Origin of the sequence: Paenibacillus chartarius (genome assembly GCF_042432825.1) — a bacterium.
GTDB lineage: Bacteria > Bacillota > Bacilli > Paenibacillales > NBRC-103111 > Gordoniibacillus > Gordoniibacillus chartarius.
This window is the reverse complement of record NZ_JBHLWN010000043.1, coordinates 45,108-61,430: the sequence shown is the minus strand read 5'-3', so window position 1 is coordinate 61,430 and position 16,323 is coordinate 45,108. Positions and strand designations below refer to the sequence as shown.

Here is a 16,323-nt window from a genome sequence, read left to right as displayed (position 1 = left end):
CCTTGTTGCTCCGCCGCTGCCCTCGGGCCAGCCGCTACAACGCCCATTCGGGCCTTGTTGCACCGCCGCTGCCCCTGGGCCAGCCGCAACAACGCCCATTTGGGCTTTGTTGCACCGCCGCTGCCCTCGGGCCAGCCGCTACAACGCCCATTCGGGCCTTGTTGCTCCGCCGCTGCCCTCGGGCCAGCCGCTACAACGCCCATTCGGGCCTTGTTGCTCCACTGCTGCCACCGGGCCAGCCGCTACAACGCCCATTCGGGCCTTGTTGCTCCGCCGCTGCCCTTTGGCCAGCCGCTACAACGCCCATTCGGGCCTTGTTGCACCGCTGCTGCCTAGGGCCAGCCGCTACAACGCCCATTCGGGCCTTGTTGCACCGCTGCTGCCCTCGGGCCAGCCGCATCAACGCCCATTTTGGCCTTGTTGCTCCGCCGCTGCCCTCGGGCCAGCCGCTACAACGCCCATTCGGGCCTTGTTGCACCGCCGCTGCCTCGGGCCAGCCGCAACAACGCCCATTCGGGCTTTGTTGCACCGCCGCTGCCCTCGGGCCAGCCGCTACAACGCCCATTTGGGCTTTGTTGCACCGCCGCTGCCCTCGGGCCAGCCGCAACAACGCCCATTTGGGCTTTGGTGCACCGCCGCTGCCCTCGGGCCAGCCGCTACAACGCCCATTCGGGCCTTGTTGCTCCGCCGCTGCCCTCGGGCCAGCCGCTACAACGCCCATTCGGGCCTTGTTGCTCCACTGCTGCCCTAGGGCCAGCCGCTACAACGCCCATTCGGGCTTTGTTGCACCGTCGCTGCCCTCGGGCCAGCCGCTACAACGCCCATTCGGGCTTTGTTGCACCGCCGCTGCCCTAGGGCCAGCCGCTACAACGCCCATTCGGGCTTTGTTGCACCGCTGCTGCCCCCGGGCCAGCCGCTACAACGCCCATTCGGGCTTTGTTGCTCCGCCGCTGCCCTAGGGCCAGCCGATACAACGCCCATTCGGGCCTTGTTGCACCACTGCTGCCCCCGGGCCAGCCGCTACAACGCCCATTCGGGCTTTGTTGCTCCGCCGCTGCCCTAGGGCCAGCCGCTACAACGCCCATTCGGGCCTTGTTGCACCACTGCTGCCCCCGGGCCAGCCGCTACAACGCCCATTCGGGCCTTGTTGCACCGCCGCTGCCCCCGGGCCAGCCGCTACAACGCCCATTCGGGCTTTGTTGCACCGCCGCTGCCCTAGGGCCAGCCGCAACAACGCCCATTCGGGCTTTGTTGCACCGCCGCTGCCCCCGGGCCAGCCGCTACAACGCCCATTCGGGCTTTGTTGCACCGCCGCTGCCCCCGGGCCAGCCGCTACAACGCCCATTCGGGCTTTGTTGCACCGCCGCTGCCCCCGGCCGAAGGATAGAGTGTAACCTTTCTTATAACGTGAACCATTTGTAGAAGAAAGCCTGCAAAAGTGGAGGAACCTGTGTCAGATTCGTTCTTCCACGATTCGATTACTGCGATTTTACAGTCTTTTCGTTCACAACAGCCCGACATAGGCTTAAGCCTCGCTGATTCCTGTACTTTCGCAGGCATTGTTCTACATATCCCAGGGTAGGAAAAAGATTCCTGTACATTTACATGGATCTATAATCGAAAACTATCAACTGGACAAAAGGTTGTTCTATAATGAGCAACGCGGGGCGTCTCATTATGACATCGGGATGAACGATACCGTATGCGCCGAAGTCCGAGAGGTCGATCGAAACCGTCGCCTTACCGAAGCGAGTACGAATCATGTCCCGACTTAACCGCACCAATCTGACTCACATAATTCCCCGGAAAAGAACAAAAAAAGCTGTTCCATCGCGATGGCCAGCCTATAATTATTGCAGCATGTACGACAAGTCCGCTTCATCGAGCTCTTGGAAGTTTTGACGGTATTGTCGGGGGGTAACCCCTGTCTTTTTGCGGAACAGCGCATGGAAAAACTTCATATCCTGGTATCCGACCTGATTGGCAATTTGGTAAATGGGAATATCGGTCGACTTGAGCAGCTCGCAGCATTTTTGGATGCGGACGTTTTGCAAGTACTGCGTAAATGAGAGCCCCGTCGACTTCTTGAACAAGCGTTGAAAATGGCTGGCACTCAGAAAGAAATAATCGGCGACATCCTGCACGGTCAAATTTTGCGTATATTTGGATTTGATGTAATGGATGACTTCATCGAGCAAACGGAACGAAACGGTTTCCGTCTCGTTGATCATTTCAAACCGCTGCAGCTGCACCATCATTTGAATGAGCATCACGGTCAATACCGTCTCGAAGCCCGTGCTCCGCTTTAAGTACTCCCGGTACATGTTCTGCATGATGGTCGAAAACGTATCGTGTTTATCCTGAACGTGCAGCCACCGCTGCCGGCACTCGGCAGGACGATAGATCGCGGTGTAGGTGATGGAATCCTTCTGCAATAAGTGATGCCAGCTGTCGAGCAGCTCCTTCCGGAAGATGCAGTTGTAAATGACGAGCATCTTGTCCTGCTTCGGCGAAGACGGCCGGAATACATGCGAGGTGCCGATCGGAATGACGAACAAGTCGCCCTGCTTCACGGGAAGCACCTGATCCTCGACGTAATGATAGCCGCAGCCTTCCCCCACATAGCAGATCTCCACGAAATCGTGAGTATGCTGCAGCGTTGTAAACGATTCCAATTCACGGTTCAAAAAGATATTCAAGTCTTCTTCAAAAAATCGCTCACCGTCTAAATGATCAATTCTCCCTACCATGACCTTCACCCTTTGCCAAAAGTTCAGGTTGCCGTGAATAGCGGAGGCGTGGAACCCGCGCGCGCTCGGCGTGCAGGTTCCGTTTCTATGCTGTCTGATTATTGCTCCTACATTCCCTCTTTGACCCACGACTCATCTACACGGACATATTTGATGCCTTTGCGCAAATACGAGAACGCGATGTGCAGGCTGCCGTCCCGGCCGGCGACAATGGAGGGATACGAATAGCCGATTTCGCTGTCCTTATACTCCAGGTCGGCCGTCTGTACGTTCCGGTACATCGGCCACGTCCGCCCTTCGTCTACCGAAACGGCCAGCGTCAGCGGCGTACGAAGCGGCTTCTTGCGGAATTCTCCCTTGCGCTGAACCCAGCGGAACTGGTCCCGCTCCATCGATGAATTATTGTAAACTAGAGCCAAATGACCGTTAGGGAGCTTCACAACCTGCGTCGAAGAATTGTTGTTGGGCAGCTCGCTCCTCACGGGCACCGACCAGCTGCGTCCGCTGTCGTGCGATACGCTTGTGTAAATCCGGTCGGCCTGCCTGCTGCGGAACATCGCGAACAGCGAGCCGTCCGTAAGCTCCACGACGTTCATTTGCACTCTGTGCACGCTTCCGCTAACTTCGTATTCGTTCCAGGTACGGCCTTGATCGGAGCTGATCAGGACGACGCTGTAATGCCCGTCGAGCTTGCAATAATACGCCGGCAGCAGCCAGTCCCCGTTCCTCAACACAAGCGGCGGATGCCGCAGGAAAATGCCGCGTCTGTCGCATAACGTTTCGGTAGGGCCCCATGTGGCACCGCGATCTTCGGAAATCCGGTATACGGCTTTGGCCGTCTTTTGGTCGTGAGGCTCGTTAGACGTATGCAGGAGCCAAAGCTTGCCGTCCGGGGCCTGGAAGAGCACCGGATTTTGCTCGGAGCGCTCGGGATCGCCGGACAGCTGCACGGGCTCCGTCCATTGCGTGGAGCCGGCCGGCAGCCTGGAAAGCACGACGTTCGTGTCGGGATTGCCTTCGCCGCTGCCGGTAAACCAGGTGCAGAGCAGATCGCCGTTATCGAGCTCGAGCAAATTGGCGGCGTGGCTGTCGTTCGGATGCAGAATCGGCAAATAGGCTTCGAGAACCCGAGGGTTCGTCTCGGCGGGAGCGACGATTCCGTTAAATCGGTTCATCCTTCCACCTCTTTCTTTACAAACTGGCTAAATTCAAGTTCTGTATGAGTCAGCGTGTCGCTGAAGAATGCAAGCTTGCCGTCAATGTACAGCCTGTAGCCTGCTTCCAGCCCGTGCAGTTCGTCCGGCACAAGCGCCCTCGGGTTCCGGTACGTGATCCGGACGTCGAAACCCGCCGCCTTCACCCGATCCAGGCAAAAGTAGTCGAGACCCGTATCGATGGGATCGAGCACGATCCGGTCTTGTTCGACGGTCAGCCCGGCGACATGCGTAATAATAAGATCGATATAGAACGAATGATTGTATTCTTGCTCGTCGCTGAGCGGTTCGCCGGTTGCGCTGTTGTAATGCTCGACGAGTGCGGGTTGACCCAGGTCGCGGTTAAGGAAGTGAAGGAACGAATATTCCCGCAGGAAGTGGGCGAACCGGCCGTCGAAGATGTGCCCTCTGCGCTTGCTTTCCTTTGCCAGCGCATCGAGCGCTATCGAGTTCGTATAAGGCCACGTTGGACCGTCCCAGACGCAGCCGTTCCGTCCTTTGACGAAATGGCCCATCCAGCCGCCCTCCTTGGAATACGCCGGGCAATCGGCGGAGACGGAAGGAAACGGGCATTTGGTGGCGAATTCGCGCTCATCGAGCAGATGGCCGATCATCCCGTTGTACCGGTCGTCAATCATCCGAGCCCAGCCAGGGTAGATACCGACGATATTTTTGACCATCGCCTTCTCGTCCGTCTCGTAATGAAGATCGTAGAAGTACTCCGTTTCTCCGTCCCACATTTTGCCCAGGATATCGCTCTTAATGCTGTCCGCCAGTGTACCGAACTTGTCCGCATCGGGGTCGTCCAGCTCCCGGCACAGTCGAGCCACGGCGAGCGTATTCAAATAGTGATACACGGCGCGATCTACGCGCTTGAGATGGGTGTATGTCGTCTTATCCTTCGGATTCTTCGGATAATTATGGAAGTACCAGTAGCTCGGCTGATACTCTTTGCCGGTTCGCGTATGCTTATGCTCGATAAGCAGCTCGTCGCGCTCGTTCCCGTGTATGCGCTTCCATTCGACGATTTGACTTTTCAACGATGGAAGCAGTTCGGCGATCGTATCGCGATTGCGGTGAACAAGATAGAGCTGGTAAGCGGCCCAGCACGTAAAGTTGGCGAACGAGTGCATCACCGTATCGACCGTCAGGCAGCAAAACATCCCCCCTTCTCCCGGCGAGTCGGCCATATTGCGCAGCGGCCCTTCGCCGTAATGCGGGTCGTGATACCATCTGGCGTCCATCAAATGAAGGGGAACCGACAGGTTGATCAGCTTGCTGAACTCCCAGCCGCCCTTGGAGAAGGGCTCCTTGCTTTTCTTGTGGGATCTGCCCTCATAGAACAACGGGTGCCTCAAGTTGCCGTATTTAGGATCGGCCAGATTGTGCCTCAGCACAAACCATCGGTACGCCCAAGTGCGGTCAAGCAGCGGATCGCTGCTGGCAAAGACAGGTGTTTTCTCGAACCAAGAACGATAGTGATGGATATGATCGTTCGCGACCTGGCTCGGCGTTCGGCCGGATTCAGCATAGGCCGCCGCTCTCGCGAGCAGCATGCCGTCTCCGTCTTGCCCAGCGATGCCCAGCGACGCCGCAATAACGAACGATGCGGTTTGCCCGGGCTGAAGCCGCATACCGGTTAATAGCGCCGGTTCGCTGACGGCGATGCAGCCGGCAATATCGAAGCTGTAATGCTCGATCGGAAACCGGCCGAACAAGTGCCGGCCGCTTTCACGGAAGGCGCCTTCGTAAGCAGCTAACCGCAGAACGAGCTCTTCGCCGCTCCTGTTCGTCCACGTTTGGCAGCTGACTGCGCAATCGTCCCAGGTGATGAATTTCATTTCGGTCAGCGATAGCCGATTTCCCCTATATTCCATAAGCAGATGACTCGGAAACCATTCGGTGCGGCACGGTTCATAGCTGTCGGTGAGGCTGCAATGGACCGTGAACAGCAGCGGAATGTTGACTTTGTGTATGAAATCGAATCGGCCGGAAAAGCCGGGTGCGGGATCCACATAATCGGCCCACAGCCGGGCCCCGGTCGAACCGAGCAGAAGCGCGTCGGGTCGTGTCCGCAGCGTCTTCCTTCCGGCGCGAAGCTCTTGTTCAGCGCGGGAATACGCTAGATCCGCCAGCATGAAGCCGCATCCTCCCAATGAATGTTCTGGAAAACTTTAGTTTTCTGATTCTCATTATATACCAGCTTGATGAAATATTGGAGGTATTATTTTACGAAAATATAGGTCAATCCTGCTTTTCTGAGATCGATATGTGCTGGAAGGCGATGCGCTCCCGTTTCCACGTATAGGTTATATAAATCTGTTGTCCTCTGGAAATGACGGCCGGATACGAATACTGCTTCTCCCCTTCGTCCAGGAGCAGCTCGTCTTCCCACGTCAGTCCGTTATCGCGCGACAAGCGCATAACTAGCGGCGTTCTAGGGCCCTTCTTCTTGCCGGGCTCCGGACGGGTCGGGTTGTACACCAGCGCCAGCGTTCCGTCGTCCATTCGGACAAGGTCGATTCCGCTGTTGTTATTGGGCAATTCGGTCGGATAGGCCGGGCACCACGTTCTTCCTCCGTCGGCCGAATCGCTGCGCAGCAGCGACCCTTCCATGCTCCTGGCCAGCATATGGACATGGCCCGGTGCGGATTCCCACAGCGCCGGCTGAATGATGCCTTTGCCCTGCAAGCGGCTGCGGTCGAGCGGAACGGTTTCGCTTCGGACCCACGTTTCACCGCCGTCATCCGACAGATCGACGAATGCATCCCATGCCGGCTCCACCGAGGCCGGGGCCGCAAGCGTCCCGTCGTGCAGCACGATCGGTTTGTTTTTCACGGGGCCTCTTCCGCCCAAATCTCCTTCCACCAAAGGAACCGGCTCGGTCCAAGAAACGCCGTTGTCGGCAGACCGCATCACCATCGTCGTCCAATCCCTTATCTCCAGGCCAAGCTTATAATACAGAAACAGCACGCCGTCGTTTCTTCGAAACAGGACGGGATTCCAATGGGGGATCCCCTCCTTGTCGGCCACCTTCACGGGTGGCGTCCAGCCGCCCTCTCTTCGGTGCGACGTCCAGATCGCGACATCCCCCGCCTTCTCCTTCGTCCCGCCAAACCATGCGCAGACGATGTCCCCGCCCGGAAGCAGTTCGAGCGTGGAAGCATGACAGCTTGCAAAAGGACGGTCGTCTTCAAAAATAAATTGCTTATCTTGTCTCATGTATTTCATCCGTTATTCGGCTCCTTGGCACAATATCGTAGATCTGTCCCGCTTCCGTCCCGAACGCAATGAGGTGCGACTCCGGCGATGATTGGATGACGACCGCCGTCCCGCCGTGGACCCGGACCGGGCGCTGCGTTCGCAGCCGGCACGGCTTCCCCGCTTCGGAGCGGATGCGGGCGCGAAGCAGCTTGCCTTCCTCCCATTCGATATCGACCTCGAACGCTCCGCGTGCGCGCAGGCCCGTTATTTTCCCCCGCACCCACTGAGGCGGCAGTGACGGCAGCAGCTGCAGCTCGCCGCCATGGCTCTGCAGCAGCATCTCGACGATGCCGGAGACGCCCGCCAAATTTCCATCAATCTGGAAAATGTCCTGCTGCACCTTCGGATGGCGGTGCGCATTCATCAAGTTCGGATGCGCGCCGGCCAGCAGCTCGCGCAAGTAGCGGGCCGCCTGCTGCGGCTGGCTGAGACGGGCCCAGAAGTTGATCATCCAGGCGCAGCTCCAGCCCGTGTGCGCCCCGCCGTTGGCCAACCTCCGCTCGAGCGCCGTCCGGCATGCCGCCGCGAGCTTCGGCTCCCCGCGCAGCGTGATCTGATCGAGAGGATGAAGCGCAGTAAGGTGGGCGGTATGGCGATGACCCGGTTCGCGCTCCTCGAAATCGTCGTCCCACTCCTGAAGCTGGCCGTATGCCCCGATGCGGTACGGCGGCAGACGCTCAAGCGCCGCCTCGATCCGCTCCGCAAGCGCATCCCCGATCCCCAGAATTCGCGCCGCCTCCAAACAGTTCGCGAACAAATCGCGAATGAGCGCAGTGTCCAGCGTGGCGCTTTGGGTCACGCTGCTGCTTCGGCCGTCCGGAGCGATGAAGCTGTTCTCGGGCGAGGTGGACGGGCAAGTGACAAGGCCCCCGTTCGGCGCCTCGACGAGCCAATCCAGACAGAACAGCGCTGCCTCGCTCATGGCCGGATACGCCTGCCGCAGAAACTGCTCGTCTTGGGTGAAGGCGTAATGCTCCCACAAGTGGCGGCACAGCCAAGCTCCGGCCATCGGCCAAAACGCCCAGCTTGCCGAGCCGGACGCAGGCGTCGCCGTTCGCCACAGATCGATGTTATGATGAGCCGCCCATCCCCGGCAGCCGTAATGAACGCTCGCTACGTCCTTGCCGGTGATCCGCAAATCTTCTATGAAATCGAACAGCGGACGATGGCATTCCGCCAGATTCGTCAGCTCCGCCGGCCAATAATTCATCTCCACATTAATATTGGTCGTCCAGCTGCTGCACCACGGCGGACGCATCTTGTCGTTCCATATGCCCTGCAAGTTCGCGGGCTGCGTCCCCGGACGCGAGCTGGACAAGAGCAAGTATCGTCCGTACTGATAGAATAGCGCGATCAGCCCCGGATCCTCCGCTCCTTCGCGCAGCGCTTGCAGCCGGATATCCGTCGGCAGCATGCTTCGGTTAGCCGCTATGCCCGGGCCTGCTCCGCCCAGCTCGAACGTCGATCTGCCGAACAATGAGCGATATTCCTGGACATGGCGTGCCTTGATGCGCTCGTAGCCGAGCGCCGCCGCCTGCGCGAGCCGATCCGAGCATACCACTCCGGGATCTGCGCCGGAAGCCGACGGGTCGACGCGGAACCCGCCGAAACTGGTCGCTGCTGCCAGCAGCAGCGTAACGGGGCCTGCGCCGCTGAAGCGGATTCTGCCGCCGCTCGCCTCCACCCGGCCGTGTTCGGCCATCATCCTCAGCTTCGCCTCGAAGCGGATTCCTCTCCCGTCGGCATATTCGATCGGATCGTCCGACTTCACCGTGTTCGGAAGCACCCGTACCGGGGCCTGGCCGGTGAGCGTCACCTCGCCCGGAGCCGATAGCCTTACCCGAAATTGCAGCGGACTGTGCAGTACAGCGGTGAATTCAAATTTCCGCTCGCATTCCAGCCGTACGGCCATCACTTGATCGGCCGCCGAGACGAGGAGCTCCCGCGTGCAGTATGCATCGCCGAGCCTGTAACGGACGCGGGCGACGCCCTCCGACAGATCCAGCTCCCTGCGGTATTCCGCCGTCTCGCCCGCTCTATCGAACACAAGCTCCAAATCCCCAAGCGGCAAATACGACTCGATGTCGGGCCCCAGCATATGCTCTTCAATTACCGCTTCCGCATCCGCATGTTTGCCTTCGAAGATGAGCGTGCGGACAAGATCCAGATAGCCGGCCGCCTCATGGTTCAGCGTGTCGCGGGGCTCTCCGGACCACAGCGTATCTTCGTTCAGGGCGATCCGCTCCCGCTCCGTCCCTCCGAACACCATGCCGCCGAGCCGGCCGTTGCCGATCGGAAGCGCTTCGAACCAGGAGCCGGCGGGACGGTCATACCACATCGTCAATTTGTTGTCTGACATAAGGCCTGCATCCCTCCGCGCTTACTCATACAGCCAATCCAGCGTATCGACGCCGTCGTTCTTGTGTTCCACATCGCGCACCCGCATGCTTTGGTCTTCGGCGATGACGCCAAGTATGAGATAAGCCCCCCTGCCGAAATCGAGCGTATGCCGTCCGGCCTCATACTGGAAGGCATGCACATTCACGGACGGATACGCGTACAACCGAAGCCCTTTGCGCAGGATCGGCGCGTAGCCCCCCCGATCGTCGGCATGGGTATTCTCCTCCAGACTCGGTACCTGAAGCCACTGCTGATCCGGAGAATTGAAATAGCCGATCAGCACCTTCGCCGGCCGCTCCAGCTCCAGCTCGACGGCCACGCCGCTGCGCCCCGCGTCCATTTGGCTGAAGCGGACCCCGGTAAGGCCGGCCAGCTCCTCGGCGCAGCCCACGATGTGAATATCGCCGTCGGTGAAGACGCAAGCGCCTTTGTCCACCCGGAACGCTTCCGCATGTGCCGACAGCAGCTTGAACGGCGCTTCCCGGTAAGGCACAATCGGTTCCTTTCGGTTCTTCAGCGCCTCCGGCATCCGGCCGGTTTGAAGCTCATGCAGATGGCTGCGGAAGTTGTCCAGCTCTCTCTCGTAAACAGGCAGACACTCTTTCCAGTGCCGGAATTCCATACCGCCCCGGATCGGCACCTTCCGCTGCGGCGTCTGCATGCTGTTGGCATACAAATATGTGCTCTCGGCCAGCGCGCTCAGCTCCTTGTAGCTGGACAAGCTTTGCTCCAGCTCTCTAGCGGCTTCCTCCAGCAGCTCTAGTCGCTGGAAGTAATCCCCTTCCGCCGTCAGCTTGTAAGTCAGCACGAGCATCGCCGCCCGGACTTTGTGCGCGTACGACCGGACCATATGACGGATCGCCGCGATATCGCCGGCCAAGCGTTCATATTCGTCCCGGTTTCTGGTCACGAAGGCGTCCGCCCCGGCGATGGCCACCGCCGCCGTTTGAGCGTGCCGCAGCGCATCCTCGATAATGTCCGGCGGCGTTTCGCCGACATGCGGCTCGCCGCTGAGCTCTCGGGCGATGTAGGTTTCCAGCCTTTCTCCCTGCGGCGACTGCGACTCCCACAAATCGGGCCACGGCATGTGCCGCTCCGGATTCGTCAGCTGGCTCATCGTCATCCCCAGACTCATCGTCTGGCGGTTGCCTTCGGTAATCCCGAATCTGCGGAGCAGCTTGGGGGCGCATTCGCCGGCGGCCTCGTAGGCATCCAGAATCGCAGCCCCCGCCTCCCGGCTCCCGAATCGTTCGGCGAGCACGCCGATCCAGTATTTCCGCTCGGCGTCCGGATCCCGGTCAGGGTTCCACGCATACCGGAACCATGCCGCGTACCAAATCCAATCTCGGTCCAGCTGCCGGAGCCTCGGCTCCGCCTTGTCCGGGGCGTACGGCCAATCCCAGAAAAAGAGCGGATACAGATGAAGGCCGTTAGCCTTGAGCCTGTACGCAGCGGCCTGCATGCACTTCTGGATAAACGACGGCGCACCGTACCGGAAAGGCTCGAGATTGGCGAGAATATGCACGTTGACGATATGAATCGTCTGCAGCGAGCCGAGCCGGTTGTGGATGTCCTGCCATTTGCCGCGCGGCGTATATGTCGTCAGCGACTCGCCGTTATATTTGGCTTCCGTATACAAGTTCGGGTAAAGCGGAAGCGCGGCTTCGATCACCTTCTGCGGCTCGATCGCATGCGAGCGGAGAATGATCGGCGGCTTTTCCTTAACTTCGGAATGCTTCAATCCCTCGAGCAGCCCCGCCAGTATCGTATCGGTAAACCATTCCACCCCGTAAATCTGCCCCTGCAGCGCTTCGCCGAGACAAACCATCAGCCCCGCGTTCGGGAACGAACGAACGAAGGCCGCAATGGATTGCCGGTAATAATCGCTCGTCAGCGGCAGCGGCTTCGGCTGGTGCAGCTTGAGTCCGTGCTTCTCGGCGAACGGAAGCGGAATATGGATGTTATAAAACTTGAGCACGATCCAGATGCCGCGCCGGTCGGCCTCCTCTGTCAGCCAGCGGAACGTTTCCACGTTGCGGGCGAACTCCTCTTCGGTCACCTCAAGCGCCTCCGGGTAATCGTCCAGCTTCACCAGCGAGGAGAACGGATGGCCGCTCCAGATATACACGACGTTGCACCGCTGCTCCAGCAGCATATCCAGAAAATCAAGCCATAGCCCGCGGTCGTAAAACCACGGAAAACGGTCCGGCGTAATCGGATACTCGTACGTTTGGCGCGGCGGCTCCACGGTCATTTTCTGCAAGCCGATCGCCGGCCCCCGCAGCGCAAACCGCGGCGCGTCGCCATATGCGATATCAAGCGGAAGCCGGCCTTCGGCACGAATGCGGCGCGCGAGCTCCAGACAGCCGTACAGCGCGCCGGAATCGCTGCCGCCCGACACCGCGGTCAAGCCGCCGGGCAGCGACGCGAGATAAAACCCTTCCTTGTCGGGAGCCTGAGAATGGTACAGCAGCACGTCCTTCTCCTCGAGCTGCCGCAGCAGCTCCGATTCGAAGCGGTTGCCGACATAAATCTTGCTCTCCGGAGTGGTGCGGTAGTTATTCCAGCTCAGGGACGATTGAGTCGTCACTGCGTCGTATCCGCACTGTTCCAGCGCTTCCTTCAGCCTGGCGATGCCATAAGCAATCCGCGGGGACGCGTCTTCTTCCATAAAGAGAACAACGGCAGGGGCTTCAGCTGTCGTCATAGGCGGTCTCCTTTCAAAAACAGCTCGATCACCGGAACGGCGACGTCCGGCTTCTTCACCGGCAGCGACAGCACCAGCGTGCTCTCGTCCCGTCCTTCCTTATAGGCGCCGTTGTCGATACCGCTTTCCACACGTCCCTGCTTGAAGCGGATTTCCGACGCGTCGTTCAGCAGCTGCGCATACTCCACTTGGCCGGCCATGCCATACAGGTGAATGCTCTTGAACGGCCAGCTATAGACGTGCACATACAGCCTGTTCGTTAGCGGGTTGTAGGTCAGCCTGCAATCCTGCGGAGTCCGGATATGCCCGGGAGCTTCCGTACAGCCGTAGATCGAGCGGCTGTGACGTTTCATCCAAGCGCCGATTCCCCGCAAGCGGTCGATGGAGCGCTCGTCGAACTCTCCGCGCCCGGTCGGTCCGACGTTCAACAGCAAATTGCCGCCTTTGCTCACCACATCGATGAGCATTTTGACCAGCATGTCGACGCTCTTCCACGACTCCTCATCGCGGTAATACCCCCATGATCCGCTGAACGTATGCGGCGTCTCCCAGACTACGCGCTTGCCATCGATCTGCACCCACTTGGTCGGAATATACTGCTCCGGGGTCGTGATGTCGCCGCCGATCTGCAGCCGGTCGTTAAGCAGAATGCGGGGCTGCAGCTTGCGCACGAGACGAATCAGCTCCTCGCTGCCCCAGTCGTCTTTGCCCTTGCCCGGCAAACCGTTCTCGGCCGGGAACGAGAAATCGTAAAAGAGCAAATCCACATCGCCGTATTCCGTGAGCAGCTCCTTCGTTTGCCCGAACATATAGTCGCGGTACAGGGAAAAATCTTTATTTTCGCTATCGGCGACAGCCTCCGGGTCTCCGCGCAGCGGATGCTTCGTATCGATCGTGTAGTGAGGGTGATGCCAGTCGAGCAGCGAATAATAGAAGCCCAGCTTCATGCCCCGGCTGCGGAACGCTTCGGCCATCGGCTTGATCAAATCCCGGCCGGTCGGCGTGTTCGGCGCTTTGTAGTCGGTCAGCTTGCTGTCCCACAAACAAAATCCTTCATGATGCTTCGCCGTAACGACCGCATATTTCATTCCCGCCTCGAAAGCTAACTGCGCCCATAGGTCGGGATCGTACAAATCGGGATCGAACTTGTCGAAGTATTTGCTGCGGTACTTCTCTCCGCTTAGCCGCTCTCTGGCCTGCAGCCACTCGTGACGCGCCGCAAGCGAATACAAGCCCCAATGAATAAACAGGCCGAACCTGTCGTGCGTAAACCAGGTGCTGTCTCCAGCCGGTTGTTCAGCTTCCCATGTCATTGCCAGCCTTTCCCCCTTATCGGTACAGATGGTTTTGCCTCGGGGTTCAGTGTACCTGATATTCGGAAGGCGACTATAGGCCGAATTTATCGCATATATAGGCGGCGCATTGCAGTTTTGCAGGTATGCGGGCAGTATTGCCGTGCCGCACTTGATGGATGATGGAATCACGCTAACCCGATTCCTCAGGTAAAGCATTCGGTTAGCCTAGCTGCTGCAGGGAATTTGTACTAACGTTATTGGGGCATTCTGTTCTCGCTTATCCCTCTATGGGAAAAGAAAGATCGCTGTCTTCCAGACGCGCGAGATTCACGGTGTAATATAAGCCGTCTTATTGGGCTCAGCTATATATGATAGTTACATATAAAGCGCGGCCTCCCGTTCAAGGGATGACCTCGTCTTTTCTCAACAGGGGGTTGAGGTGGCTGATGCGGTTCGTTAGCGGATTTGGAGGGTCTCATTTTAGCGTTATCGCACTTTTTCTTCAAAATAGCGGATTTTGGCGGTGCTATCGAATACCACTGGATGAAATTGGGCTTGATTTTTCCCGATTGCTGGAACATAACGCCATCAAAATCCGCTAAATCGGGGAGACATCAAATCTCGAGCCAAATAAAGGCTTCGGAAACCGTTAAAACTCACAAGTTTTTCCGCATACTGGATTTTATGACGGTTTTGCTTGAAGCAAAAAAAGCGTATACCCATTACGCCTGCGTACATATAAAAATCACTCAAACAGCTAGCTTGCCTGATTTTGATTGCAGCGCAAATGCAGGCATTTACTGCTGATAGCCGATGAATGAGCAAAATGGCTGCGCCTTCGCATGAAGCCTCCGATCAAACGCACCATTCAAATGAAGTCCATTCCGGCAAGAACGTGGCTAAACATAAGAAAGCCGCCGGAATCCGGCAGCCCTCTCCAATTTATCCCTAGCTCTCTCACTCCATGCGAGCTGCTCTCCTCCGCTCGTCACACGCCTCCGGTAACAGCCTTGAGCCATGTCGTCGCCATCAGCATGTCGCCAAGCGGATTCATATGTACGCCATCCGTTGTCAGATCCTGGCCGGTTCCGGCCTGCAGGAAGTCAAGGAACGCTTGGTGCGTCGGCACCAGCACGGCGTCGTACTCCTCGGCAAGCCGATTCACCGCTTCCACGTAAGGGACAAGCAGCCGGTTGCCCGTCGCATCGAGATATTCCCTGATAATCGTCGGCTGCATGAGAATCGCCCGGCTGCCCGGAACTTCCTCCTTCAGCCGCTCGAGCAAACGGCGGTAAACGGCCTCGTACCTGTCCGGGTACACTTGCTCCGCTTCCGGTGAATCCAGCTGGCGCCATACGTCGTTGATGCCGATCGACACGGACACCCATTGCGGACGGTGATCCAGTACGTCGAGCAGCCATCTTCTCTCCAAATCGATAATCCGGTTGCCGGATACCCCTTCGTTAATCACTTTGATAGACAGCTGCGGATACACCGCCGTCAAATAGTCGTGCAGCACCCGAACGTAACCCGAGCCCAGCTTCAGGGGATCCTTCTTGCGCCCTTTGTCGGTAATGCTGTCGCCGATAAATACGATTTTGTCGTTCTTTTGCAGCAGCATGGCTATGTGATCGCTTCCTCTCTGTTCGATAGTTTATGCCGTTGCGGCGGTAAGCTGCTTCCGTACGAGCCGGTACAGTGCGTCCAGCTGCTCCACTTCCAGCCTGTGATTGGCTTTGAACGCCTCCGCATCCTTCGACCGGCAGTGGAGCTCAAGCGGCAAGCCGCTTCGCTGCAAATGATATTTGGCATTGACGGGGTACTGCTGCAGCTCGATGAGCGACGCCGCTCCGAGATATGCCTGTACCGTTTCGGCGGTCTTCGGCTGAGAGCTCCAATGCTCCGTGAGCCAAACGTACAGGTCCGGGTGGAAATTGGCCATGACCCCGCTGAAGCCGGCCGCGCCTAAACGCAGCGAAGCAAGCAGCGTCGCCGAATTGGCGTTGAAAATGCTCAGGCTGCTGCCTTTGACGGCGTCGAGTTTGGCGGCAAGCTGTCCGGCGTCGCAGCACGTATCCTTCAGGAACGAAAATCTCCCCGTGTCGGCACACTGTCTAAGCAGCTGCGGCGTCATCAGCCTCTTGTACGGGTACGGGCATTCATAGACGCCAAACTGCACGCCCGGCACCCGATCCAGCAGACGCAGCGCACGCTCCAGCCAAATGCCGTCGCCCTCCTCCGGTGCGGCCAGACGGTTGCTGACCAGCACAACCGCCTCTACTCCCGTATCCGCCATACGAAGCAGCTCCTCTGCTTGCTCATCCTCCCCGTCCGAGACGTGCCCCGAGGCGATGACCGGCACCCGGCCTCCCGCCGACTCAACGACAAAACGGGCGATCCGCACTCTTTCTTCCAGACTCAAATAAAACATTTCACTCGACTGGCAAACGGCGAACAAGCCGTGCACGCCTTGCCCGATATACCAGTCGACAAGCGCCTCAAGCGCCGCATAGTCGACTTCGCCGGCTCCGGTAAATGGCGTCACCATTGTCGGCCACACCCCGTTCGGAATATTCCGTGCCATAAGCCTTCACTCCTTCGCGTACCGCCTTATGCCCCCTCATCCTAAGCTCCGCTGTAAGCGATGTCAATGCAATCGCAGGCTGTCGATCGCATCGGCCTATATATCCGAT

At 58.6% G+C, this 16,323-nt stretch carries 9 protein-coding genes; all 9 read right to left on the bottom strand.

Translation table 11 applies throughout. From position 1 onward, the window contains the following. Positions 1 to 1,850: 1,850 nt before the first annotated feature. Positions 1,851 to 2,750: a helix-turn-helix domain-containing protein gene (locus tag ACFFK0_RS11050; protein ID WP_377470232.1), complete on the bottom strand. Its 900-nt coding sequence runs from the start codon at positions 2,748 to 2,750 to the stop codon at positions 1,851 to 1,853. A 107-nt stretch (positions 2,751 to 2,857) separates the two neighbouring features. Beyond that, positions 2,858 to 3,925: a sialidase family protein gene (locus ACFFK0_RS11045; RefSeq protein WP_377470231.1), complete on the bottom strand. Its 1,068-nt coding sequence runs from the start codon at positions 3,923 to 3,925 to the stop codon at positions 2,858 to 2,860. After that, the gene (locus tag ACFFK0_RS11040; protein ID WP_377470230.1) at positions 3,922 to 6,102 is read right to left on the bottom strand and encodes an MGH1-like glycoside hydrolase domain-containing protein; all 2,181 of its coding nucleotides are present in this window, start codon (positions 6,100 to 6,102) and stop codon (positions 3,922 to 3,924) included. The genes ACFFK0_RS11045 and ACFFK0_RS11040 overlap by 4 nt, the downstream gene beginning before the upstream one ends. A 106-nt stretch (positions 6,103 to 6,208) precedes the next feature. After that, positions 6,209 to 7,195 carry a sialidase family protein gene (locus ACFFK0_RS11035; RefSeq protein ID WP_377470229.1) on the bottom strand — a complete coding sequence of 329 codons (987 nt, stop codon included), beginning with the start codon at positions 7,193 to 7,195 and terminating at the stop codon, positions 6,209 to 6,211. Next, on the bottom strand, positions 7,173 to 9,587 hold the full coding sequence (locus tag ACFFK0_RS11030; protein WP_377470228.1) for a glycoside hydrolase family 95 protein: 2,415 nt from the start codon (positions 9,585 to 9,587) through the stop codon (positions 7,173 to 7,175). Before ACFFK0_RS11030 ends, ACFFK0_RS11035 begins: the two co-directional genes overlap by 23 nt. Before the next feature lie 21 nt (positions 9,588 to 9,608). Continuing rightward, complete coding sequence (locus ACFFK0_RS11025) at positions 9,609 to 12,335, bottom strand: hypothetical protein (RefSeq protein ID WP_377470227.1); 2,727 nt, start codon at positions 12,333 to 12,335, stop codon at positions 9,609 to 9,611. After that, positions 12,332 to 13,648 (bottom strand): alpha-L-fucosidase, encoded by a 1,317-nt coding sequence (locus ACFFK0_RS11020; protein WP_377470226.1) that lies wholly within the window; start codon positions 13,646 to 13,648, stop codon positions 12,332 to 12,334. The genes ACFFK0_RS11025 and ACFFK0_RS11020 overlap by 4 nt, the downstream gene beginning before the upstream one ends. A gap of 970 nt (positions 13,649 to 14,618) precedes the next feature. Continuing rightward, positions 14,619 to 15,251, bottom strand: coding sequence for an SGNH/GDSL hydrolase family protein (locus ACFFK0_RS11015; RefSeq protein ID WP_377470225.1), 633 nt, complete (start codon positions 15,249 to 15,251; stop codon positions 14,619 to 14,621). Between the two features lie 33 nt (positions 15,252 to 15,284). Further along, positions 15,285 to 16,214 (bottom strand): dihydrodipicolinate synthase family protein, encoded by a 930-nt coding sequence (locus ACFFK0_RS11010; protein ID WP_377470224.1) that lies wholly within the window; start codon positions 16,212 to 16,214, stop codon positions 15,285 to 15,287. Between the last annotated feature and the right edge of the window lie 109 nt (positions 16,215 to 16,323).